The organism is Aerosticca soli (assembly GCF_003967035.1).
Taxonomy (GTDB): Bacteria; Pseudomonadota; Gammaproteobacteria; order Xanthomonadales; family Rhodanobacteraceae; genus Aerosticca; species Aerosticca soli.
Map to the genome: position 1 here is coordinate 507727 of NZ_AP018560.1, position 21863 is coordinate 529589.

The 21863-nt window shown below is 64.8% G+C and carries 21 protein-coding genes and 1 tRNA gene; 14 read left to right on the forward strand and 8 right to left on the reverse strand.

Annotation, left to right across the window (positions count from 1 at the left end):
- Positions 1-46: 46 nt before the first annotated feature.
- The 5 genes from pheA (at position 47) to kdsB (ending at position 4013) form a co-directional block, all read left to right on the forward strand.
- A complete protein-coding gene (gene pheA, locus ALSL_RS02170; RefSeq protein WP_126536229.1) occupies positions 47-1135 on the forward strand; it encodes a prephenate dehydratase in 1089 nt (362 codons plus the stop codon).
- Entirely contained in the window at positions 1132-2448 is a 1317-nt protein-coding gene (gene aroA, locus ALSL_RS02175) for a 3-phosphoshikimate 1-carboxyvinyltransferase (protein WP_126536231.1), read from the forward strand. The genes pheA and aroA overlap by 4 nt, the downstream gene beginning before the upstream one ends.
- 108 nt (positions 2449-2556) lie before the next feature.
- On the forward strand, positions 2557-2886 hold the full coding sequence (locus tag ALSL_RS02180) for a CZB domain-containing protein (RefSeq protein ID WP_198410668.1): 330 nt from the start codon (positions 2557-2559) through the stop codon (positions 2884-2886).
- Positions 2887-2890: 4 nt separating this feature from the next.
- On the forward strand, positions 2891-3244 hold the full coding sequence (locus ALSL_RS02185) for a CZB domain-containing protein (RefSeq protein WP_126536233.1): 354 nt from the start codon (positions 2891-2893) through the stop codon (positions 3242-3244).
- Between the two features lies 1 nt (position 3245).
- A complete protein-coding gene (kdsB, locus tag ALSL_RS02190; RefSeq protein ID WP_126536235.1) occupies positions 3246-4013 on the forward strand; it encodes a 3-deoxy-manno-octulosonate cytidylyltransferase in 768 nt (255 codons plus the stop codon).
- Between the two features lies 1 nt (position 4014).
- On the opposite strand, the gene ALSL_RS13815 is transcribed toward kdsB, so the two are convergent.
- Complete coding sequence (locus tag ALSL_RS13815; protein WP_269433083.1) at positions 4015-4149, reverse strand: hypothetical protein; 135 nt, start codon at positions 4147-4149, stop codon at positions 4015-4017.
- 103 nt (positions 4150-4252) lie between these two features.
- Between ALSL_RS13815 and uvrC the strand changes: the two genes are divergently transcribed.
- The 6 genes from uvrC (at position 4253) to istB (ending at position 11389) form a co-directional block, all read left to right on the forward strand.
- Positions 4253-6079, forward strand: a complete 1827-nt coding sequence (gene uvrC / locus ALSL_RS02195; RefSeq protein ID WP_126536237.1) for an excinuclease ABC subunit UvrC — start codon at positions 4253-4255, stop codon at positions 6077-6079.
- A gap of 45 nt (positions 6080-6124) precedes the next feature.
- A complete protein-coding gene (pgsA, locus tag ALSL_RS02200; RefSeq protein WP_126536239.1) occupies positions 6125-6718 on the forward strand; it encodes a CDP-diacylglycerol--glycerol-3-phosphate 3-phosphatidyltransferase in 594 nt (197 codons plus the stop codon).
- Between the two features lie 36 nt (positions 6719-6754).
- Positions 6755-6830 (forward strand) — tRNA-Gly (locus ALSL_RS02205).
- A gap of 224 nt (positions 6831-7054) precedes the next feature.
- Positions 7055-8992 carry a tyrosine-type recombinase/integrase gene (locus ALSL_RS02210; RefSeq protein WP_014744326.1) on the forward strand — a complete coding sequence of 646 codons (1938 nt, stop codon included), beginning with the start codon at positions 7055-7057 and terminating at the stop codon, positions 8990-8992.
- A gap of 119 nt (positions 8993-9111) precedes the next feature.
- On the forward strand, positions 9112-10611 hold the full coding sequence (gene istA, locus ALSL_RS02215; RefSeq protein WP_003097546.1) for an IS21-like element ISPa36 family transposase: 1500 nt from the start codon (positions 9112-9114) through the stop codon (positions 10609-10611).
- Positions 10598-11389, forward strand: a complete 792-nt coding sequence (gene istB / locus ALSL_RS02220; RefSeq protein ID WP_003097544.1) for an IS21-like element ISPa36 family helper ATPase IstB — start codon at positions 10598-10600, stop codon at positions 11387-11389. Before istA ends, istB begins: the two co-directional genes overlap by 14 nt.
- 212 nt (positions 11390-11601) lie before the next feature.
- Here istB and ALSL_RS02230 read toward each other — a convergent pair whose 3' ends face one another.
- A complete protein-coding gene (locus tag ALSL_RS02230) occupies positions 11602-12909 on the reverse strand; it encodes a TolC family protein (protein ID WP_003097539.1) in 1308 nt (435 codons plus the stop codon).
- 206 nt (positions 12910-13115) lie between these two features.
- Between ALSL_RS02230 and ALSL_RS02235 the strand changes: the two genes are divergently transcribed.
- Both ALSL_RS02235 and ALSL_RS02245 read left to right on the forward strand, forming a co-directional pair.
- A protein-coding gene (locus ALSL_RS02235; RefSeq protein WP_086009121.1) for an IS5-like element ISStma16 family transposase occupies positions 13116-13908 on the forward strand; the annotation gives its coding sequence in 2 pieces (ribosomal slippage) (positions 13116-13375 and positions 13374-13908; 795 coding nt in all).
- A gap of 415 nt (positions 13909-14323) precedes the next feature.
- On the forward strand, positions 14324-14599 hold the full coding sequence (locus ALSL_RS02245) for a hypothetical protein (protein ID WP_003116793.1): 276 nt from the start codon (positions 14324-14326) through the stop codon (positions 14597-14599).
- Here the strand turns inward: ALSL_RS02245 and ALSL_RS02250 are convergent.
- Positions 14600-15759 (reverse strand): IS3-like element ISPa39 family transposase gene (locus ALSL_RS02250; RefSeq protein ID WP_086009122.1). Its coding sequence is split into 2 segments (ribosomal slippage): positions 14600-15501 and positions 15501-15759, totalling 1161 coding nucleotides; the frame shifts between segments, so codons are not numbered across the junction.
- Positions 15760-16115: 356 nt separating this feature from the next.
- Between ALSL_RS02250 and ALSL_RS02260 the strand changes: the two genes are divergently transcribed.
- Positions 16116-16421, forward strand: coding sequence for a helix-turn-helix domain-containing protein (locus ALSL_RS02260; RefSeq protein ID WP_003097526.1), 306 nt, complete (start codon positions 16116-16118; stop codon positions 16419-16421).
- 4 nt (positions 16422-16425) lie between these two features.
- On the opposite strand, the gene ALSL_RS02265 is transcribed toward ALSL_RS02260, so the two are convergent.
- The 5 genes from ALSL_RS02265 to ALSL_RS02285 all read right to left on the reverse strand — a co-directional run bounded on the left by ALSL_RS02265 (position 16426) and on the right by ALSL_RS02285 (position 21726).
- A complete protein-coding gene (locus ALSL_RS02265; protein WP_014833982.1) occupies positions 16426-17316 on the reverse strand; it encodes a LysR family transcriptional regulator in 891 nt (296 codons plus the stop codon).
- A 231-nt stretch (positions 17317-17547) separates the two neighbouring features.
- Positions 17548-17832 (reverse strand): CopK family periplasmic copper-binding protein, encoded by a 285-nt coding sequence (locus ALSL_RS02270; RefSeq protein ID WP_003090336.1) that lies wholly within the window; start codon positions 17830-17832, stop codon positions 17548-17550.
- Positions 17833-17960: 128 nt separating this feature from the next.
- A complete protein-coding gene (copD, locus tag ALSL_RS02275) occupies positions 17961-18887 on the reverse strand; it encodes a copper homeostasis membrane protein CopD (protein WP_126536241.1) in 927 nt (308 codons plus the stop codon).
- Between the two features lie 4 nt (positions 18888-18891).
- Positions 18892-19278, reverse strand: coding sequence for a copper homeostasis periplasmic binding protein CopC (gene copC, locus ALSL_RS02280; RefSeq protein ID WP_003090319.1), 387 nt, complete (start codon positions 19276-19278; stop codon positions 18892-18894).
- Between the two features lie 141 nt (positions 19279-19419).
- Positions 19420-21726 carry a heavy metal translocating P-type ATPase gene (locus ALSL_RS02285; protein ID WP_228777907.1) on the reverse strand — a complete coding sequence of 769 codons (2307 nt, stop codon included), beginning with the start codon at positions 21724-21726 and terminating at the stop codon, positions 19420-19422.
- Positions 21727-21863: the final 137 nt, after the last annotated feature.

Genomic DNA, 21863 nt, shown 5'->3' on the forward strand with positions numbered 1-21863 from the left:
AAAAGCCATCCAGACGTCTGGACTTCCATCCATCCATGGGCGAACCATGAGCGAAGACAAGAAATCCTTGAGCGAGGTGCGCGAGCGCATCGACGCCATCGACCGGCAGATCCAGGAACTGATCTCCGAACGCGCCCGCCGCGCCAAGGAGATCGCCAAGGTGAAGGGCGAGGGCCTGCCGGCGATCGACTACTACCGGCCCGAGCGCGAGGCGCACGTGCTGCGCATGGTGGTCGACCGCAACCAGGGGCCGCTGTCCGACGCCGAGATGGTGCGGCTGTTCCGCGAGATCATGTCCTCGTGCCTGGCGCAGGAGCAGCCGCTCAAGGTCGGCTATCTCGGTCCCGAGGGCACCTTCAGCGAGCAGGCCGTGCACAAGCACTTCGGCCATGCCGCCTACGGCCTGCCGCTCGGCAGCATCGAGGAGGTATTCCAGGAAGTGGCCGCCGGCCATGCCGATTTCGGCGTGGTGCCGGTGGAGAACTCGGGCCAGGGCATGATCCAGGTGACGCTGGACATGTTCCTCACCTCCGACGCGCGCATCTGCGGCGAGATCGAGCTGCGCGTGCATCAATGCCTGCTCTCGCAGAGCGGCCGGCTGGAGGATGTCCGGCGCGTGTTCGCGCACGCGCAGTCGCTGCAGCAGTGCAAGACCTGGCTGCGCGTGAACCTTCCCGAGGCCGAACGCAGCGCGGTGAGCAGCAATGCCGAGGCGGCGCGGCTGGCCCGGCACACGGACGATGCCGCCGCCATCGCCGGCGAAACCGCGGGCAAGGTCTACGGGCTCAAGGTGATCGCGCGAGGCATCGAGGACCGTGCCGACAACACCACCCGTTTCCTGGTCATCGGCCGCTCGCTGTTCCCGCCTTCCGGCAACGATCGCACCTCGCTGCTCATCACCGTCAACGACAAGCCCGGCGCGCTGTACGACGTCTTGAGCCCGTTTGCCCGTCACGGCGTCAGCATGAACCGCATCGAGTCGCGGCCGGCGCACACCGGCAAGTGGCAGTACGCCTTCTTCATCGACGTTTCCGGCCACATCGAGGACCCGCCGCTGCAGGCGGCGCTGCGCGACATGGGCGCGCTGGCCGCGCAGGTGCGGGTGCTCGGTTCCTACCCGGTGGCGTTGCCGTGAGCGGCGCGTCGCGGATCGACTGGCGCAGCCGCGCCGGCGGACCCTTGCGCGGCGAGCTCACGGTGCCGGGCGACAAGTCGGTCTCGCACCGCGCGCTGATGCTGGGATCGATCGCGCAGGGCACCACGCGCATCCGCGGTTTCCTGGAAGGCGAGGACACCCGCGCCACCGCGGCCGTCATGGCGCAGCTCGGCGTGAGGATCGAGGCGCCGAGCGACGGCGAGCGCATCGTGCACGGCGTGGGTCTGGATGGCCTGCGCGGCAGTCCGCAGCCGCTCGATTGCGGCAACGCCGGCACCGGCATGCGCCTGCTCGCCGGCCTGCTCGCCGGGCAGCGCTTCGACAGCACGCTCATCGGCGATGCCTCGCTCTCGCGCCGGCCGATGCGCCGCGTCACCGAGCCGCTCGCCCGCATGGGCGCACGCATCGACACGCGGGACGGCCTGCCGCCGCTCATCATCCACGGCGGCCGGCGCCTGCACGGCATCCGCTACGAACTGCCGGTGGCGAGCGCGCAGGTGAAGTCGGCGCTGCTGCTCGCCGGGCTCTATGCCGAAGGCGTGACCGAGGTGATCGAGCCGCATCCGACCCGCGACTACACCGAGCGCATGCTCGCCGCCTTCGGCTGGCCGATCGATTTTTCGCCCGGCCACGCGCGGCTCGAAGGCGGCCATGCCTTGCATGCGGTCGACGTCGACGTGCCGGCGGATTTCTCCTCGGCCGCGTTTTTTCTCGTCGCCGCCAGCCTCGTGCCGGGCTCCGAGCTGCGCCTGCGCGCGGTCGGCCTCAACCCGCGGCGTATCGGCCTGCTGCACGCACTCCGGCTGATGGGCGCGGACATCCGCATCGAGCACGAACGCAGCAGCGGCGGCGAGCCGGTCGGCGACCTCGTGGTGCGCCACGCGCCGCTGCGCGGCATCGAGCTGCCGGAGGCGCTGGTGCCGGACATGATCGACGAGTTCCCGGCCTTCTTCATCGCCGCCGCCGTCGCCCGCGGCACTACCGTCGTGCGTGGCGTCGCCGAGTTGCGGGTGAAGGAATCCGACCGCCTCGCCGCGATGGCCGCCGGCCTGCGCGCGCTGGGCATCGCGGTCGAGGAAAGCCCGGACGGCGCGGTGATCCACGGCGGCGCGCTGCATGGCGGACGCATCGACAGCCGCGGCGATCACCGCATCGCGATGAGCTTCGCCATCGCCGGCCTCGTCGCCGACGGCGAGGTGTCGATCGAGGATTGCGCCAACGTGGCGACCTCCTTCCCTGGCTTCGTCGACTTGGCCAACGGCTGCGGCTTCGCCCTCCAGACCTGCGTCTGATCGTCACAGACATGAAGGTTTGGTGACATCATCGATAAAATGTGTGATTCACATCACATAACGGGAGGGTGTCATGGATCTGGATCAGGCGATCAACAAGCACGTCGAGTGGAAGGTCAAGCTGCGCAGCGCCATCGCCAAGCAGGAAAAGCTGGATGCGGCGACCTCGCCCGGGACGACTGCTGCGATCTTGGCCGCTGGCTTTATGGCGAGGCCCGGGCCAAATACGCCACGCTTCCCGCCTACACCGCATGCGTCGAAAAACACCGGACTTTCCATCGCGAGGCGGGAAAGGTGGCCGAGACGATCAATGCCGGGTTCTATACCCAGGCCGAGGCGATGCTCGGTGTGGGCACGCCTTACAGTCAGGCCTCGAACGAAACCTGCAGCGCCATCCGTGCGCTCAAGAAAGACGCGCGCGTGACCGCGGGAGCTTGATCCCATGGACCTCAAAGACGCCATCGACAAGCACGTCAGCTGGAAGGTCAAGCTGCGCAGCGCCATCACCAAGCAGGAAAAGCTGGATGCGGCCACCATCGCCCGGGATGATTGCTGCGAGCTCGGCCGCTGGCTTTACGGCGAGGGGCGGAGCAAATACGCCGCCTTGCCGGCGTTCGCCCAGTGCGTCGAAAAGCATCGGCGGTTTCATGCCGAAGCCGGCCAGGTGGCCGAGGCGATCAATGCCGGACTCTATACCCAGGCCGAAGGCCTGCTCGGCGCCGGCTCGCCCTACAGCCAGGCCACCAACGAAACCTGCAATGCCATCCGGCTGCTGAAGAAAGAGGCCGGCATCTAAAATGCCGCAAGGCGCGCCCTTCATCGTTGCCATTCCTGCCCGCTACGGCTCCACGCGGCTGCCGGGCAAGCCGCTGCGGACCATCGCCGGCGTGCCGATGGTGGTGCGGGTGGCCGAGCGGGCGCTGCAGGCCGGCGCGGCACAGGTGCTGGTGGCCACGGACGATGCGCGCATCGCCGGGGCGCTGGCCGGACGCGGCGTCGAGGTGTGCATGACCCGCGCCGATCATGCTTCCGGCAGTGACCGCCTGGCCGAGTGCGCCACGCACTACGGCTGGGCCGACGACACCATCGTGGTCAACCTGCAGGGCGATGAGCCGTTCGCGCCGCCCGCCGGCATCCGCGCGGTCGCGCAGGCCTTGGCCGATGACGATGCGCCGATGGCGACGCTGGCCACGCCGATCGCCGAGGCGCATGAGCTGTTCGACCCGCACGTGGTGAAGCTGGTGTGCGACGTCCGCGGCCGCGCGCTGTATTTCAGCCGGGCGCCGCTGCCGTGGGCGCGCGACGCCTTCGCGCTGAGCCGCGAGTCCCTGCCCGAGGGCGTGCCGTTCCTGCGTCACATCGGCATCTATGCCTACCGCGCGGGTTTCCTGAAGCGCTACGCCGCGCTGCCGCGCACGCCGCTGGAGCAGGCCGAGGCGCTGGAGCAGCTGCGCGTGCTCGAACACGGCCACGCCATCGCCGTGCGGCTGACACCCGAGCCGTTTCCGCCCGGCATCGACACCGAGGCGGATCTGGTCCGCGCCGAGCGCTGGCTCGATCGGTGAGTCAGCGCCGTCCGCGCAGCATGGCGACGAAGACGCCGGTCAGCGCGATACCCAGCACCAGGCCGATGCCCGCGCCCCACAGCGCGCCGCGATCGCCCCAGCCGAAATAGCCGACGGCGACGCCGAGCAGAAACACGATCGGAATCGGTAGACATCCCACGGAGGCAGCTCCTTGCACGAGGCTTGTCGTGGCGCCATCTTGGCCCTTGCCACGTGCAGGAAACGGCTAGAATTTCCCCATGCAGTCTGCCCCCTCCGTGCCCTTCGACGGCAAGGCCTTCGTCCGCACGCTCCCCAGTTCGCCCGGCGTCTACCGCTACTTCGATGCGGCGGGCGAGCTGCTCTACGTCGGCAAGGCCGGCAACCTGAAGAAGCGCGTCGGCAGCTATTTTTTAAAGCCGCGGATGGAACCGCGCATCGCCGCGATGATCGCGCAGATCGCCCGCTGCGAGATCACCGTGACCCGCACGGAAGGCGAGGCGCTGCTTTTGGAATCGCAGCTCATCAAGTCGCTCAAGCCGCGCTACAACATCATGTTGCGCGACGACAAGAGCTATCCGTACATCTATCTTTCCGGCGGCGAGGATTTTCCGCGGCTGGCTTTCCACCGCGGCGCGCGCAACCTGCCCGGCCGCTTCTTCGGGCCGTATCCCAGCGCCTTCGCGGTGCGCGAGAGCCTCAACCTGATGCAGAAGCTGTTCAAGGTGCGCCAGTGCGAGGACAGCTATTTCAGGAACCGCTCGCGGCCGTGCCTGCAATACCAGATCGGTCGCTGCACCGCCCCGTGCGTGGGGCTGATCGATGTCGAGACTTACCGCGAGGACGTGCGTCACGCCGAGATGTTCCTGGAAGGCCGCTCCAGCGCGGTGATCGACGAGCTCGCCGCGGCGATGGACGCGGCCAGCGCCAGGCTCGACTTCGAGCGCGCCGCCGCATTGCGCGATCAGGTCGCCGCGCTGCGCAAGCTGCAGGCCGAACACCACGTGCACGGCGCCAGCGCGGACATGGACGTGATCGCCTGCCGCATCGAGGCCGACCAGGCCTGCGTCAGCGTGCTGTTCTTCCGCAACGGCATCAGCCTGGGCACGCGCGATTTCTTTCCGCGCCTGCCGCTGGATGCGACGCCGGCGGACCTGCTGGCGCAATTCGTCGCGCAGTTCTACCTGGAGCGGCCGGTGCCGCGGGAGCTGGTGCTCGGCGCGCCGATCGCCGAGGCGGAGCTGCTCGCGCAGATGCTCGCCGAGCAGAGCGGCCATGCGGTGGCGATCAAGACCCGCGTGCGCGGCGAACGTGCGCAGTTCCTGCAACTGGCCGAGCGCAACGCGCAGGCCGCGCTCACCTCGCGGCTGGCCAGCCGGCAGACGCTGGGCGCGCGTTTCGCCGACCTCGCGCGCGTGCTGGAGCTGGAAGAACCGCCGCGGCGCATCGAGTGCTTCGACATCAGTCATACCCGCGGCGAGGCGACGGTCGCCTCGTGCGTGGTGTTCGGGCCGGAAGGGCCGGAAAAGTCGCACTACCGGCGCTTCAACATCGCCGGCATCACCCCGGGCGACGACTACGCGGCCATGCACCAGGCGCTCACCCGGCGCTTCCGCAAGGTGGCCGAGGGCGAGGGCGCGCGGCCGGACCTGCTGCTGATCGACGGCGGCAGCGGCCAGGTGGCGCAGGCGCTGGACGTGCTGCGGGAGCTGGGCGTCGATGGCGTGCGCGTGGTCGGCGTGGCCAAGGGGCCGGGCCGGCGTGCCGGCGAGGAGACCCTGGTGCTCGCCGATGCCGGACGCGAGCTCCACCCGGGCAGCGCCTCGCCGGCGTTGCATCTGGTCGCCGCGGTGCGCGACGAGGCCCATCGCTTCGCCATCGGCGGCCATCGCCGCCGCCGCGAGAAGGCGCGCACGCAAAGCGTGCTGGAAGAAGTCCCCGGCATCGGCGCGCGCCGCCGCGCGGCCCTGCTCAAGGCCTTCGGCGGCCTGGCCGGGGTCGAGGCCGCCGGCGTCGAGGAACTGAGCCGCATCAAGGGCATCGACCGCGGCCTGGCCGAACGCATCTACGCGGCCCTGCATGGCTGACCGGCCGCATGCCGTGTCAAACTCGACCCACGACGGACGCCTGCCATGCACATCAATCTGCCCACCTGGCTCACCCTGTTTCGTGTCGCCCTGCTGCCGGTGATGGTGCTGGTGTTCTACCTGCCGTTCCGCGGCCACAACCTCACCGCGGCCATCGTGTTCGTGCTCGCCGCGGTCACCGACTGGTTCGACGGCTTTCTCGCCCGTCGGCTCAACATGACTTCGGCCTTCGGTGCCTTCCTCGATCCGGTCGCCGACAAGCTGATGGTGACGGTGACCCTGTTCCTGCTGGTCGAGGCCCATCGCGACGGCTGGTCCGGCATCGTCATGGCGGTCACCGCGGCGGTGATCGTCGGCCGCGAGATCAGCGTGTCCGCATTGCGCGAATGGATGGCCGAACTGGGCCGGCGGGCGACGGTCAAGGTGGCCTTCATCGGCAAGCTCAAGACCGTGATGCAGATGGTCGCGCTGGTGGTGCTGATCCTGCAGCACGAAAAGGAAGCCAAGCTGCTCAGTCTGTACAACATCGGCGAGTGGCTGCTGGTGATCGCCGGCGCGCTCACCATCTGGTCGGGCCTGCATTACCTCCTCGCGGCCTGGCCCTACCTGCGCGAACCGATCGCCGACCGCGAGGCTTGACGCGCGGTCGGCAATCGCTAGAATCGCCGTTCCTACGCGGGAATAGCTCAGTTGGTAGAGCACGACCTTGCCAAGGTCGGGGTCGCGAGTTCGAGTCTCGTTTCCCGCTCCAATTTATGATCTACAGACTTCCACTGACGTCTGTAAGTCATTGAAAAGAGGAGCTTCGGCTCCTTTTTTCATTCCAGCGAAAGCCACGGAAGTCCACTGACAGCCACCATTTTTGAGGCCAAAAACAAGGCCAAAGAATGCGGGTCGTGCCGGTTCCGGGTTGTTGCTGGGGTTGGATCGGGATGACAAGCAGCATCGGGCCTAAGTCCAAGACTTAGGAGCTTGATGATGACACTCTCTGATCTGACCGTGCGGCAAGCCAAGGCCGCCGAGAAAACCTACAGCATCCCCGACACCGATGGCCTCGGCCTGGTGGTCGCCCGCACCGGCGGCAAGTCGTGGCATTTGCGCTATTACTGGCTCGGCAAGCAAAAGCGCATCTCCCTGGGGAACTACCCCGAGATCGGTTTGCGCGAAGCGCGCACCTTGCGCGACGAAGCCCGGGCGCTTCTGGCAAAGGGCGTCAACCCCCATACCGATCGGAAACAGAAGCGACACGCGGTCAAGCTTGCGGCCGACTACACCTTCAAGGCCGTCTTCGATGCGTGGGTCGAGCATCGCCGCAAGGAAATCAAGGAGGGCAGGAACAGCACGCTGTCGCAAATCCTGCGGATCTTCAACAAGGACGTGCTGCCTAGCCTCAAGCAGATGTCGATCTACGACATTCGCCGGCCCCAACTCCTGGGCGTCCTGGCGAGGATCGAGGAGCGCAAGGCGTTCACCACTGCCGAGAAGGTCCGCACCTGGCTGGGGCAGTTGTTCCGCTATGCCCTCGTCATCGTGGAGGGGCTGGAAGCCAATCCGGCCTCCGACCTGGACGTGGTGGCCGAGCCCAAGCCCCCGGTGAACCACAACCCCTACCTGCATCTTCCGGAGCTTCCCGAGTTCCTGCACAAGCTCAGGCTCTACAACCCTCGTGGTTGGCAGACCCAACTCGGCATCCGGCTGCTGTTCCTGACCGGCGTGCGTACCGGCGAGCTGCGGCTGGCGACCCCGGACCAGTTCGATCTCGACCGTGGCCTGTGGATCATCCCGCCGCAGATCGTCAAGCAACTCCAAGACGAGATGCGCAAGGCCGGCAAGCGCCCGCAGGACGTTCCGCCCTACATCGTGCCGTTGTCCGTGCAGGCCATCGAGATCGTGCGCTACCTGTTGGGTGTGATGAGGCCGGCCCAGGTCCATCTGCTCACGCACCGCAGCGAACTCAAGAAGCGCATCAGCGAGAACACCCTCAACGCGGCCTTGAAACGAATGGGCTACGAGGATCAACTGACCGGTCACGGCATCCGCGGAACCATCTCGACGGCGCTCAACGAGATCGGCTATCCCAAGATTTGGGTGGACGCGCAGCTTTCGCACTCGGACCCGAACAAGGTGAGTTCGGCCTACAACCACGCCAAGTATGTTGAGCCGCGCCGCCGGATGATGCAGGACTGGGCGGATCGTCTCGATCTGCTCGAACAGGGCCAAGTGGAAGCGGCCAGCGCGCACCTCACGATCCATATCGAGGGCGTGCCGGCCATGGCAGAGGAGGACAAGCCCAACACCATCGTCGCTGCTGCTTCTGCGGCATCCGTTCCGCCTGTGGTGGCCGAACCCATCGTCGTGACGCCAAACGACGGGGGAATCACATTCCAGCGACTGTCGCAGGTACCACCGCCCCCGACGCATGCGCCAGAGCCGGAGGTGTCTGTCATCCAGCGCGAGCGCGAGGAAATGCTGGTCATCTACGAATCGCCGAGCAGTCTGCCGGTCCCGCTGTTCGGCAAGTTGGCCGGGAAGTCCAAGGACCAGATCAACCGCGAGCTGAAGGCGGGCAAGCTGCTGTCCATCAGCTTGGGCAACCGCGGGCAACGCGTGCCCGACTGGCAGCTGGTACCCCTCAAGCACAAGCTGGCACAGGTGCTCATGAACCAGTGCCCGCATGCGGATCCGTGGGACCTGTACCGGATGCTGACCCGCCCACATCCGGACCTGGGTGATCGCGCAGCCATCGACATCGTGACACCAGGAAATTTGGGCATGGTCGTGCGGGTCATCGCGGGCACCCAGCAGCAGCCAAACAGGCCCGGACCTGACTCGTCTGTGCAAGGTATTCCAGAGGAGACTCGCCAGCGCATTCAACGGTTGCTAAATGATGCGGCAATGCTCGAAAGTGCCTGACGCTGTTGGCGCGCATCCAGAACTGACCCACTTTCGGCGGTGATGCGCGGGTAAAACTGACCCACCTGAAGCCCACATCCTGAGCATCTTTTGCTCGGGGGATTTCAGGAGTGATCACCATGGTCATGTTGGCCAAGATCCGGCGGATGCATTTCCGCGATGGCCTGCCGCTGCGCGAGATCGCCAAGCGCACGGGCCTATCCCGCAATACCATCCGGCGATGGCTGCGCAGCGGCCAGTCCGAGCCGGTCTATCCCAGGCGAGCCTCGCCCTCCCGGCTCGATCCCTACCGGTCCCAGTTGGAGACGTGGCTGCGTGCCGACAGCCATCGTCCCCGGCGGGAACAACGCACCGCCAAGGTGCTGTTCTCGCAGTTGCAGGCGATCGGCTATCCGGGCACCTACACCCGGGTGACGGCCTTCATCCGCCAGTGGAAGGCGGCCGGCGGCGCCAGCCGCCGCCCGGCCTTCGTGCCGTTGCACTTTCCTCCGGGTGAAGCCTTCCAGTTCGACTGGAGCCGCGAGTACGCCTTCGTCGGCAGCCACGCCAAGATGCCGCTGGATCTCGCCCACGTGAAGCTGGCCTGCAGCCGCGCCTTCTGGTTGGTGGCCTATCCCACCCAGAGCCACGAGATGCTGTTCGATGCTCATACCCAGGCGTTTACCGCCTTCGGTGGCGTGCCGCGCCGCGGCATCTACGACAACATGAAGACGGCGGTGGACGGGATCGGCCAGCACCGGGAACGGCGGGTCAACGCCCGCTTCCACGCCATGACCAGCCACTACCTGTTCGCCGCGGAGTTCTGCAACCGCGCCGCGGGTTGGGAGAAGGGGCGGGTCGAGAAGAACGTGCAGGACCGGCGCCGACAGATCTGGATCGAGGCCGGGGCCCGCCACTGGCCAGATCTGGACACCCTCAACGCCTGGCTCGCCAGCGAGTGCCGCGCCGCTTGGCCGATGCAGGCGCATCCGGATGCCTCCGACATCACCGTGGCCGAAGCTCTGGAGGACGAACAGCCCCACCTGATGCCGATGCCCGCGCCCTTCGACGGCTACATCGAGCGGCCGGTGCGGGTCAGTTCGACCGCGCTGGTCAGCTTCCAGCGCAACCGCTACAGCGTGCCGTGCGAACACGCCCACGCCGTCGCCAGCCTGCGCGTGTATCCCTTCGAACTGGCCGTGGTGGTCGGCGAGGCCGAGGTCGCCCGCCACCGGCGCAGCTTCGAGCGTGATCGGGTCCACTACGACTGGCAGCACTACATCGCCCTGGTCCAGCGCAAGCCGGGGGCACTGCGTGACGGCGCGCCGTTCCTGTCCATGCCCGATCCGCTGCGCAAGCTGCAGCAGGTGTTGCTGCGCCAGCCTCACGGCGACCGCGCCATGGCCCAGGTGCTGGCCGCCGTACCCGTGCACGGGCTCGAAGCGGTACTGGTGGCGGTGGAACTGGCACTCGAGTCCGGCCTGGTGCGCGCCGACCACGTGCTCAACGTGCTGGGGCGATTGCAGCATCCGGACCGCACGATCGAGACGGTCGCCTCGCGAGTGACGCTGCGTCATCCGCCGGTGTCCGATCCGGCCCGCTACGACGCCCTGCGGGAGGCAGATCATGTCGACGCCTGACCTGCCGCTGCGCATGCAGCAGCTCAAGCTGCACGGCATGGCCAGCCAGTGGCCCGAACTGCTGGCCAAGATGCGCCTGCACACCATGGAGCCCGAACACTGGATGGCCGAACTGCTGCAGGCCGAGTCCGCCGAACGGCAGGTTCGTGCCCAGGCCAACCAGATGAAGGCCGCACGTTTCCCCGTCCATCGTGACCTGCTCGGGTTCGACTTCGCGGCCAGTCCCGTTGATCGCGCACTGGTCGAACGACTCCACCAGGGTGACTTCATCCACACCCCCGAGAACGTCGTCCTTGTCGGTGGACCGGGCACCGGCAAGACCCACCTGGCCACCGCCATCGGCATCCAGGCCGTGCGCCAGCATCGCCTGCGCGTGCGCTTCTTCTCCACCATCGAACTGGTCAATGCGCTGGAGAAGGAACAGGCCCAGGGCAAGGCCGGGCAGATCGCCCTGCGCCTGACCTATGCCGACCTGGTCATCCTCGATGAACTGGGCTACCTGCCGTTCACCCCCTCAGGCGGCGCGCTGCTGTTCCACCTGATCAGCAAGCTCTACGAGCGCACCAGCCTCGCCATCACCACCAACTTGGCCTTCTCCGAATGGGGTCAGGTGTTCGGCGACGCCAAGATGACCACCGCGCTGCTGGATCGCATCACCCACCACTGCCACATCCTGGAGACCGGCAACGACTCCTGGCGGCTGCGCAACAGCACCGCCGCCAACAAGACCAAAGCCAGAATCAGGGCAAAGGAGGCCACCACCCAGACCACCAACTGATACCCTCAGCCCCGTACACCGGGTGGGTCAAAGTTCAACGCGCAGCCTGGGTCAGTTTTAAGTGCGCGCCAACAGACGTTGGCAGCGGGGGAGCCGCTGAGGTGGCCGGCGCGCCATTGGGCGACGCCCCATCCAACGGCAATACCGGCAGCAACCAGCGTCAAGCCGGCAAGGATGTTTCTCGAAGAGGTATTCATGGCGAGGGTCTCCACTCAGTCCGCGATCAGGCTGTTCAGTCGGGCGACGAGGCTGTCGCGCTGCGCTCCAAGGTCGATCAGACGCATGCGCGTCTCCAGCACCTGGGCGCGTGCACTGAGCACAGCGCTCAGGTCCCCCTTGGCGGATCGGTAGTTGCTCAATGCAAGCGCCGCTCGGTTCCGTACCAGTTGCAAGCCGGCGGTCTGCAGGCGGTCGATCTGGCTGTTCAACGCTTGGAGTTCGGCGGCGCTGTCGTCCAGCTCCTGCAAATGCCGCCGCGCCACGTCTTCGCGTTCGGCGTCCAGACGTTCCAACTCGTGCCGTTTTGCCTCGATCATGGGCACTTGGCGTCGATCCTTCTGCCAAGGCAGATCGAATGTCACCTGAAATGACACCATGTCGCCCCATCGGCGATCACGCCGGCTATAGGCTATCTCCCAGGCCCAATCGCCGCGGGTCTCTGATTGGGCTTCGCGGGACTCGGCCCGGGCCATGCTTTGCATCGCCGGATAGAGTTCAAGCTCCGCGTGATTCGCCAGTTCTGTGCGCAGTTGCGCGACGGGGCGAGTGAGCGGGCCTGGATCGCCTTGCAGTGCTTCGTCGGCCCTGGAGCCCACCCAGCGCCGCAACGCGGCCCTGGCCTTGGCCCGGTCCCGCTGTAGATCGTCACGGCGGTCCGTGAGTGTCAGCGCCTCCTGTTCCGCGACCAACAGATCGCCAGCCTGGGCGGTGCCGCCGGCGACGCGAGCGGGGAGACTGTCTTGCAGGCGCTGGTTCTCCGCGAGCAGTTCCGTCAGCAGTATCTCCCGTTGCTCCACCGCCTGCGCGGCGATCCACGCCAGGCTGAGTTCCTGGCGGATCTGCAATCGCTGCAAAACCAGCGCCGCGCGTTCTCGATCCACACGCGCCTGCGCGCTGGCGACCTGGGCGTCGCGCTTGGCCCTGTTGGGCACTTCCTGCATGAGCGCCAAGCGCTGCATCGTCATGGATTCGCGCGTCATGCTCCAGCGATCCATGCCGCTGATGGGGTAGTTTTCGATGCCGAGCGAGAGCTTGGGGTCGGGCAGCGAGCCTGCTGCCTTCTGCACGGATTCGGCGACGTTAACCTGCAACTGCTGCGCGCTTATGCGTGGGCTCTGCTGCTCCGCGATAAGGCGTGCCTCAGCAAAATCGAGGGCGTAGGCTACAGGCGAGACAAGCGCACTGCCCGCCAACGCGATGCTGATAGCTTTCAGACGATGCACTCGCATCGAGGCCGGCGTTGTGCCTCGGCCGTACGCCGACGGGCGCCCCTCGGGGGCGCCAAAAAAGGGAGTAAACATGGTTGTCCTCGGAATTGGTATTCACGAAATCACGTGGTCTGCCGCATCGGTGCGCGGCGAGCACGGACACATAAATCAATTCCGCAGGACTTGGAACGTGAGGTAGATCGGCGGAAAGCCCGCGCGGGGATTGGGAGGAATGTAGGTAACGTGCCGCCTGAGAACGTGTTCAAAGTCTCGCCCTCTTGATGTGAGAAGCTCGCTGGGTGAGAAAAGGCTACCCCAGCGACATCAAGCGCGAGCAGTTCGAGGTGATCCGGCCATTGCTGGAGAGTGCGCGCAGAAAGACTGCCCCACGCAAAGTGGAGCTGTACGAGGTGTTCTGCGCCGTGCTGTACCTGCTGCGCACGGGCTGTCAGTGGCGGGCACTGCCCAGCGACTTTCCCAAATGGCGCACCGTGCACTCGTACTTTGCCATCTGGAGCGAGCCACGCGAGGGTGGCAGCCTGCTGGAGCAGGCATTAAAAAAATCAGGTTGGCGCGGCCCGCGAGAAACTGGGGCGCAACGCCTGCAGCACGCTCTTGATCGTGGACGCGCAGAGCGTGAAGAACACGGACACGGCGGGCTTGAAGGGCTATGACGCAGGCAAGAAGGTCTCGGGCATCAAGCGCCACATCGCGGTGGACACCCAGGGATTGCCGCATGCGATAGCGGTGACCACGGCCGAGGTGACGGACCGCAAAGGCGCACTGCAGGCGCTACAGCGCTGCAAGCCCCGGTTGAGCCGGCTACAAAGCCTGCTGTGCGATGCAGGCTACATCGGTCGGCCGTTCGCGCAAGGCGTGCAGCAGATTCTGGGAGGGCATGTGACGGTGCAGATCGCCAAGAGAAGCGAGCTTCACACTTTCAAAGTGATGCCCAAGCGCTGGGTCGTGGAACGCAGCTTTGCCTGGCTGGACAAGAACAGGAGGCTGTGGAAGAACTGCGAGCGATGGCTCAACACCAGCCTGCAGTTCGTCCACTTGGCATTCTTGGTGCTCTTGCTCAAAAGACTTTGAACACGCTCTGAGGGCTACCCGGTCGAGAACCAACCCGGGCAGCGAGTTGGCGAGCCACATCACGTGCGCCGCGAGAAACTGAATGTCCAGCCCCTGCCATGAAAGCGCCGACTCCCGATCGCCACTGCAATGAGCGTGGCACAACTGTGGCGCTTCGCTGTCCATGGAATCAGGCATGCCGGTGCAATCCGACATTGGCAACTTGTCAGCCTGCTGCATCGAGATCGTGGCACGCATTTGCGTGGTTTCCACAGATGCCCTCGGGTCTGGCTTGGGACAGACGTACATCGCCATCGCAACCTGCGAGAAAAGCAAGGTTACGACTAGGCCGCTGGTAATCCAGCGGCTCCATCTTGCGAGAAGGCGCCTTAAGCCGATCATGCGGACATACTATTGGAAGTTGTAGGGAGTTGAATTGATCAAGGTCAGTTTCCAGGATGAATTGATGCGTCTGGACGGCGCCTTGGCCCGAACCGGCACCCGCTGCAAATCCACCGGCAAGGGCGGGCACCGCACGTGGTTGTCATGCTTTACGCGCCTCGGCAACTCGCAAGGCTCTAAGCTCAAATCGATCAGCTACAAGATTCGTCTGTCCCGAGAGTCGCTGCAGGTGCGTAATGACCTCGTAGGGGCCATCGGCTATTGGGCGCGTGCAGATTCCGTGACCTGCCCCCTTTCTCAGGGCCACTAGCTACTTAGTAGAGTCCAGGTTGGGGAGCATACCGCTCCGGTGGGTCAGGTTTCGATCAGCGGTCGAACCAGTCAAGGCACCTTCGTTGCGCAGCGCGGCGGCGAACTCGGCAGGCGTGCATTTGGGCAGTGAGCTGTGCGGACGCACCTCGTTGTAGTCCTTGCGCCAGATGGCGATTACCGCCCGTGCGTGCTCGAGCGAGATAAACCAGTTTTCGTTCAAGCATTCGTCCCGGAACTTGCCGTTGAAGCTCTCCACATAGGCGTTCTGCGTGGGTTTCCCTGGCTGGGTCAGCACAAGCGTCACGCCGTTGGCGGTCGCCCACTGGTCCAGCGCCCGGCCGGTAAACTCGGGTCCCTGGTCGGTCCTGATCGCCGCGGGGTAGCCGCGGAAACGGCATACCGCATCCAGGATGTCGGCCACGTTCTGGCCATTTATCCTCCGGCCGACGGCGATTTCCACCGCTTCCTTGGTGCAATCGTCCACCACCGTCAGGCACTTGATCGGGCGCCCGTTGGCCAGGGCGTCGAAGACGAAGTCCATCGACCAGGTGTGGTTGGGCCCCGACGGCAGCTGCAGCGGACGGCGCTCGACGGCCACGCGATCGCGCTTGCGGCGCTTGCGCACCGCCAGGCCAGCGTTGCGGTACAGCCGGTAGATTCGCTTGTGGTTGGCGATCCAGCCCTCCCGTTCCAGCAGGATGTGCAGCCGTCGGTAGCCGAACCGGCGACGTTCGCCCGCCAACGCAACGAGCCTGGCCTGCAACGGCGCGTTCGCCATGCGCGGCTGGTAGTGCAACACGCTGCGTGACAAGCCCAGTGCCCGGCAGGCCCGCCGCTCCGACAGGCCCAGCTTCGCCCGCACGTCCGCGACGGCAGCCCGTCGCGTCGGCGGGCTCAGTATTTTCCCCGCGCCACGATCCTCAGCGCTTCGTTGTCCAACATCGACTCGGCCAACAGCTTTTTGAGCCGCGCGTTCTCCGCTTCCAGTGCCTTCAGGCGCTTGGCGTCGGGCACATCCATGCCGCCGAACTTGCGCCGCCACAGGTAGAACGACGCGTCACTGAAGCCGTGCTTGCGGCAAAGCTCCTTGACCGGCGTGCCGGCGGCCGCCTGCTTCAGGAAGCCGATGATCTGCTCTTCGGTGTATCGCTTCTTCATGTCCGTCCTCTTGTGAGACGGACTCTACTAAGATCAGGTTGGCCCGGAAAACGGGGGGCAGGTCACGACGTCGAAGCGCCGTTTGTAGAGGCCCGTAATGAGATCGCTCGCCGTAACCTCATTAAATTCCATAGAAACTTCGGGCTCCTCCGCGCGCTGCAGGGCAAGCAATGCAGCTAGGTACGAAGAGGCCACACCAGGCGCTATGGCGAGCCTGAGCTGTGGGCGTGGGCTGGTGGCGTCGTGCATGAGAGGCCCCAAGAAGCGATAAGACAAGGATGGAAAGTCTTCATGATAGCTAGTTTGAGTTAAACTTAACGTGGTTAAATTGTTTGGACTGTTCGACGCTTCCAAGGATGGAGAAGCGAACTGTCCGACGAGGCCGTCCCCCAGGAACTACCACTTTCGACGCCGAGCCAGCGTTGGCATTCGGAGCGGCCGTTCGTGTCGCCCGCCTGACGCAAGGTGTTGCTCAGGAAGAACTGGCTGCGAAAGCAGGGATCGAGCGATCGCACATGGGCAAAATAGAGCGTGGGGAGCACATGCCCACTCTCGCTCTGATCTTAAGAATCGCCGCCGGACTCAAGCTCAGTGCTGCGGAACTCGTCAGCGCAGCCGAACGCAATCTTCGTGCCGCGGCGCACGATTCAGATAGGCATTGACGCTTTAGTCACCCGGAGGTCCTCGCAGACGTTCGATGAAGCGATCCAGCGAAACCGATGAGTTGCTGCTTTCTGGCCGAAGCAGATAGGTTGTGATTACCGCCGTGTCCTGCGCCAGAGGGCGAATCACCACGTCCGGCCTCTGGCTGATGGGAATCTTGGTCGCCGTCATGAAACCAATCCCATAGCCTGCGCCGACGAGCGTTAGCATCATGTCCAGCGACGACACTTCTTCGACAACGTTGAGTCTGTGTTCCAGAACCTGTAGCAGCCGATTTAGTTCTCGGCAGTAGCCTTCGCAGGCCAGTTTGTCGCACAGAACCAGTGGGTGACCCTGAAGTTCGTTCAGCGGAACTTGCTTGTGCGCAAGAAGCGAGTGCCGCGCTGGCATGGCGATCACAATCGGGTCTCGCCAGATCGGTTCAGCCACGATGCCTTCGCCAACATCCGCCGCGTGTGCAAATCCGATCGTGAAGTCGCCAGACCGTAGGCCCCGTATCTGCTCGGTCAGCGGTACCTCGGAGAGACGTATCTCGACCTCGGGCTCTTCCGCGCGGCAACGAGCTAGGAACGCCGATAGTCGTGGGTCCATCGCACCATCGGAAATTGCAATGCGCAGGCTGCCCCTCAGGCCCGCGGCAATGGCTCTGGCATTTTCACGCGCTTGCTCCAGGACAGTGAAGAGTCGGCGGGTGTCCTGCAAGAATGCCGCCCCCGCCACGGTCAGCCGTGTGCCCCTGCGGTCGCGGTCAAACAGCGTGACCCCAAGCTCATCTTCCAATTCCTTGATCGCGCGAGACAAGGGGGGTTGCTCTATATGCAGCCTCTCGGCCGCCCGCGTGAAATGCAACTCCTCTGCCAAGACGACAAAGCATCGTAGATGACGCAACTCCATAAATCGGGCTCCTCGCAAGTCCTCATTCGCGCCAGATGTCCCGTGGACGAATCACGGTGGACGGGGAGGCTGGATCCATTTCAGGGAAGTTGATGCGCTTGACATCGCAAAAACTGGCACCTTGAGCGCTCGTGGTTGCTCGTGACGCGTCCCAAGCGCGCGCGCCCAATCGGGGCGCGCGTCTCTGTCACACTGTGCAGAAGCTTTGAAAAGCACCGCACACCCGCGGCGTCATCCGCCGTGCTCTTTTTGTAGCAGCGACCCGAGGCGAGCGACTTCATTGCTGGTGATCGCGATGTTGCGCCCATCCTTCGTCGACACCGAAGCTCCGACATTGAGATAGACGGCGCGCCCGAAGCGGCTTTCCTGTGCCATCTTTCCGTCCTTGAAGATGTACAGCGTTCCCCCGTCAGCCAAGGGAACCATTTCCTTGGCTGCTTGGGCTGCTGCATGACCGGCGAAGGCTGGCACGGAGAGAGCGCTCAACAGGGCGGCAATGACAATTTGCGATTTCATGATCGACTCCTTTGTAAAAACGACGACAACTTGCGCCGCGTCGTTAAATGTAGAAGCAGGCGGTCTACAGAGCGCTTACCCGTGCATTACATTCAATTCATGTGCTGTCATCTGCCGCCCATGAAGGACTAGGTTCCAGTGGGAGACAAGATGCCAAGCCATGCAACGATCGCCAGAACCAAAACGGCCAAGGTCGCCTCCGTGAACAGACTCTGTCTAAGCTTGATGACTGCCTGTGCGCGATTGCCTGCCTTCAAAGCAGCCTCCAGGCTCGGGCTCAACCGATACCGATTGGCAGCAGCCAACGCCAGCATGCCTGCGAAAAGCAAGAGCTTTACCATCAGCAGCCGGCCATACAGCGTCGAGATGAGCGGATCAAACGATGGTCCGGCGATCAACAGGTAATTGAGAATTCCACTCACGACGAGTGCAGCCACGATCGCTGTACCTATGCGAGTAAAGCCATTCGACGTCCGACTGAGGACCGCTACCGGGTCTTGCGCGACATCCTGCTTGTGGGATGCCAGCATCAAGAACGCCACCAATGCGCCCACCCAAGCGCCCGCTGCCCAGAGGTGCGTGATATCCGACGCAAGATGGATGTAGCCGCGAACGCCGTCGTCCATCGCGCCGTGGCCTGCCCACGCAAGGGTCGCCAGCGCCACGCCGGTGGAGAGCGCCATCACTGCAAATCGCAAGGTAGCGTTCAATTTCAACATTGCGACGAGCACACACACCAACAGCGCGAGGATGCGAATGCACCAGGCGATGCCCATGTGCGTGCCCGTAATGAGCATGTCGAAGACGTGCGTTGACAGCTCCGCGTAGCTCTGGGCACCGGACATGGCCTTGGCCATGACCGTCATGCCCCACATCGACAGGGCAATGCCGATGGCAGCGGATGCGCCAATGAGGACGCGATAGCGGCGCGAGATCGTCGAGGATCGCTCGTCGTTGCCCAAAGCATAGAGACCGAACATGGCGACGCCAAACGCCGCCGCCAGGTCCAGATACAGCGCCAGGCGCAGGACGATGGTCAACCAATCCCCGGCCATGGGCTTACTTCACCTTGAAGGTGACGTTACCCGTGATCGGATGCGTGTCCGAGGAGACGGCACGCCATTCGACGCGATAGTCACCGGGCTGGAGCGCCTGTGCCGGCGTGATGACCATGGTCTTGCCGTCGCCGGCAGCCGCGACGCTGGCGTTGATCTTCATCGGGCCATGGCTCGCCATTCCCGGCATGCCAGTCATGACAAGGCTCGCGGCGGAGAACTGCGGCACCAGCGTCTCGGAGAACTTCAGTTCGATGGTGGCTGGCGCAGAAACCTGCGACTTGTCGGCCGGCGTTGAAGACACCAGCGAAGGATGCGCGAATGCGGCGGTGGCGAACAGACCAGCAGCGATCGGCGCGACGAGCTTGGCGATGAAATGTGAACGGGTCATAGAAGTTTCTACCTGGATGTGTGAGGTGTGGTTTAAGAACGAAATGCCGAGATAAGGCTTGCACCTTTGCAACGGCGTGGAACGAAAGAAACGGTTTGCTGGGCGATAGCAGGCTCCTGTAGTTTCAGAAAGAAAATCCGGTCACAGTCGGCTCGCTCTCAGGCGCAAGGCGTTGCCAACGACCGACGCCGAACTCAGGCTCATCGCCAATGCTGCGATCAGCGGCGACAGCAGCCAGCCCGTGAGGGGATAGAGAACCCCGGCGGCGATGGGGATGCCCAGCGCGTTGTAGAGGAAGGCGAACATGAGGTTCTGCTTCATGTTGCGCACGGTACTCACCGAGAGCGTGCGAGCGACAGCGATGCCACGCAGGTCACCCTTGACCAGCGTGACCTGGGCGCTGTTCATCGCCACGTCGGTTCCCGTTCCCATGGCGATGCCCACGTCTGCCTTCGCCAAGGCCGGCGCGTCGTTGATGCCGTCTCCGGCCATGGCGACGATGCGTCCTTCTTTCTGCAGTCGCTCGATCAACATGAGCTTGTCCGCCGGCTTGACCTCACCATGCACCTCGTCGATGCCTAGGCGTGCACCGACGGCTTTGGCGGTGGTCTGCCCGTCCCCGGTGGCCATGATGACCCGCAGGCCCGCAGCCTTCAACGCGGCCAGGGCCTCGGGGGTGCTGCCCTTGACCGGATCGGACACGGCGAGCAAGCCCGCGAGCTGCCCGTCCACCGCCAGGTACATGACGCTGGCCCCTTCGCCGCGCAGAGCTTCGGCCTGGGGTACGAGCGGTTCCACCGATACGCCAGACTGTTCCATCAGCACTGTGTTGCCCAACGCCAGTTGCCGGTGCTCAACCTTTCCGCGCACGCCGATGCCGGTTCCCGATTCAAAGCTCTGAGGCTTCACGAGTTGGAGGCCCTGGGCACGCGCGGCCTGCACGATGGCGTCGGCCAGGGGGTGTTCACTGCCCTGGTCCAGGCTGGCCGCAAGACGCAGCACCTCATCGTTCGTAAAGCCGGGGGCTGCGACGACCTGATCGAAAGCAGGTCGGCCTTCGGTCAGGGTTCCTGTCTTGTCGATGACGAGGGTATCGACCTTGCGAAGATTCTCGATCGCCGCGGCATCGCGGAACAGCACGCCCTGCGTGGCGCCACGGCCCGTTGCGACCATGATCGACATCGGCGTGGCCAGACCCAGCGCGCACGGGCAGGCGATGATCAGGACGGCCACCGCATTGATCAGTCCATAGACCCAGGTGGGCTGTGGCCCGAAGAATCCCCATACAAGGAGCGTCGTTACCGCAATGGCGACGACGGCCATCACGAAGTAGCCGGCAACGACATCGGCCATGCGTTGCATCGGTGCCTTGGAACGCTGCGCCTGGGCGACCATCTGGACGATCTGCGATAGAACGGTGTCCGAGCCGATCCGCTCCGAACGCATGACCAGCGCGCCGCTGGTGTTGAGTGTGGCCCCGATGACCTTGTCGCCCACGCGCTTGCTGACGGGCAGCGGTTCGCCGGTCAGCATGGATTCGTCAATCGAGCTGCTGCCCTCGTGCACGATGCCATCCACCGGCACCTTCTCGCCGGGTCGGATGCGCAGCAGGTCGCCGACGTGCACATGGCTGAGTGGCACGTCTTCCTCGCTGCCGTCCGCATTGATGCGCCGCGCCGTCTTGGGTGCCAGCCCCAGCAGCGACTTGATGGCTGCCGAAGTCTGGGAGCGGGCCTTGAGTTCCAGCACCTGGCCGAGCAGTGTCAGCGAGATGATGACGGCGGCGGCCTCGAAATACACGCCGACCCGTCCCATGGACATGAAGGAAGCTGGAAACACTTCCGGCGCAACGGTTGCCACAACGCTGTAGATGAATGCCGCACCCGTTCCCAGGCCGATCAGTGTCCACATGTTCGGGCTGCGGTTGACCACGGACAGCCAGCCGCGGGAGAAGAAGGGCCAGCCGGCCCACAGCACGATCGGCAACGACAGCACCAACTCGACCCAGCTCTGTGTAGCCATGTCCATCAGGTGCAGCCGCTCGCCCAGCATCGCCAGCGCCAAGACCACGAGCGTCAGCGGCAAGGTCCACCAGAAGCGACGCGAGAAGTCACGCAACTCCGGGTTGTCGTCATCGAGGTCGGGCAGCAGAGGCTCCAGCGTCATCCCGCACTTGGGGCAGGTTCCCGGATGATCCTGGCGGATCTCCGGGTGCATCGGGCAGGTGTAGATGGTTCCGGGCGCGGTTGGCGATGCCGCCGGGGCCGGTGAAACTGCGGTGCTGGCATGGTGATGCGGTGCATGGCCGCTGCCTGTGCCTATGCCCGCGTCACCGCTGGCATATCGCGCCGGATCGGCGTCGAATTTGGCCTTGCATCCGGTGCTGCAAAACAAGTACGTGTTCCCCAAGTGCGTGGAACGGTGCTCCGACGCCGCCGTGACCGCCATGCCACACACCGGATCTCGCGTCGCGGCATCGGGCTGCGTGTGGCTTGAGGACCCGCCCGCGTCGTCACTTCCAGCATGGCTGGCGTGATGGTGGTGCGTATGCGGGCCGGACGTTGTGGCACCCGCCGCCATGCCTG

What these genes read in the sequence shown, in the direction of transcription:
- ALSL_RS02185 (WP_126536233.1), top strand. Translation starts at nt 2,891, where the DNA reads ATGGACCTCAAAGACGCCATCGACAAGCACGTCAGCTGGAAGGTCAAG.
- pgsA (WP_126536239.1), top strand. Translation starts at nt 6,125, where the DNA reads ATGCACATCAATCTGCCCACCTGGCTCACCCTGTTTCGTGTCGCCCTG.
- istA (WP_003097546.1), top strand. Translation starts at nt 9,112, where the DNA reads ATGGTCATGTTGGCCAAGATCCGGCGGATGCATTTCCGCGATGGCCTG.
- pheA (WP_126536229.1), top strand. Translation starts at nt 47, where the DNA reads ATGAGCGAAGACAAGAAATCCTTGAGCGAGGTGCGCGAGCGCATCGAC.
- uvrC (WP_126536237.1), top strand. Translation starts at nt 4,253, where the DNA reads ATGCAGTCTGCCCCCTCCGTGCCCTTCGACGGCAAGGCCTTCGTCCGC.
- copD (WP_126536241.1), bottom strand. Translation starts at nt 18,887, where the DNA reads ATGGCCGGGGATTGGTTGACCATCGTCCTGCGCCTGGCGCTGTATCTG.
- ALSL_RS02285 (WP_228777907.1), bottom strand. Translation starts at nt 21,726, where the DNA reads ATGGCGGTCACGGCGGCGTCGGAGCACCGTTCCACGCACTTGGGGAAC.
- kdsB (WP_126536235.1), top strand. Translation starts at nt 3,246, where the DNA reads ATGCCGCAAGGCGCGCCCTTCATCGTTGCCATTCCTGCCCGCTACGGC.
- ALSL_RS02270 (WP_003090336.1), bottom strand. Translation starts at nt 17,832, where the DNA reads ATGAAATCGCAAATTGTCATTGCCGCCCTGTTGAGCGCTCTCTCCGTG.
- ALSL_RS02210 (WP_014744326.1), top strand. Translation starts at nt 7,055, where the DNA reads ATGATGACACTCTCTGATCTGACCGTGCGGCAAGCCAAGGCCGCCGAG.
- ALSL_RS02230 (WP_003097539.1), bottom strand. Translation starts at nt 12,909, where the DNA reads ATGTTTACTCCCTTTTTTGGCGCCCCCGAGGGGCGCCCGTCGGCGTAC.
- ALSL_RS02260 (WP_003097526.1), top strand. Translation starts at nt 16,116, where the DNA reads ATGGAGAAGCGAACTGTCCGACGAGGCCGTCCCCCAGGAACTACCACT.
- copC (WP_003090319.1), bottom strand. Translation starts at nt 19,278, where the DNA reads ATGACCCGTTCACATTTCATCGCCAAGCTCGTCGCGCCGATCGCTGCT.
- istB (WP_003097544.1), top strand. Translation starts at nt 10,598, where the DNA reads ATGTCGACGCCTGACCTGCCGCTGCGCATGCAGCAGCTCAAGCTGCAC.
- ALSL_RS02265 (WP_014833982.1), bottom strand. Translation starts at nt 17,316, where the DNA reads ATGGAGTTGCGTCATCTACGATGCTTTGTCGTCTTGGCAGAGGAGTTG.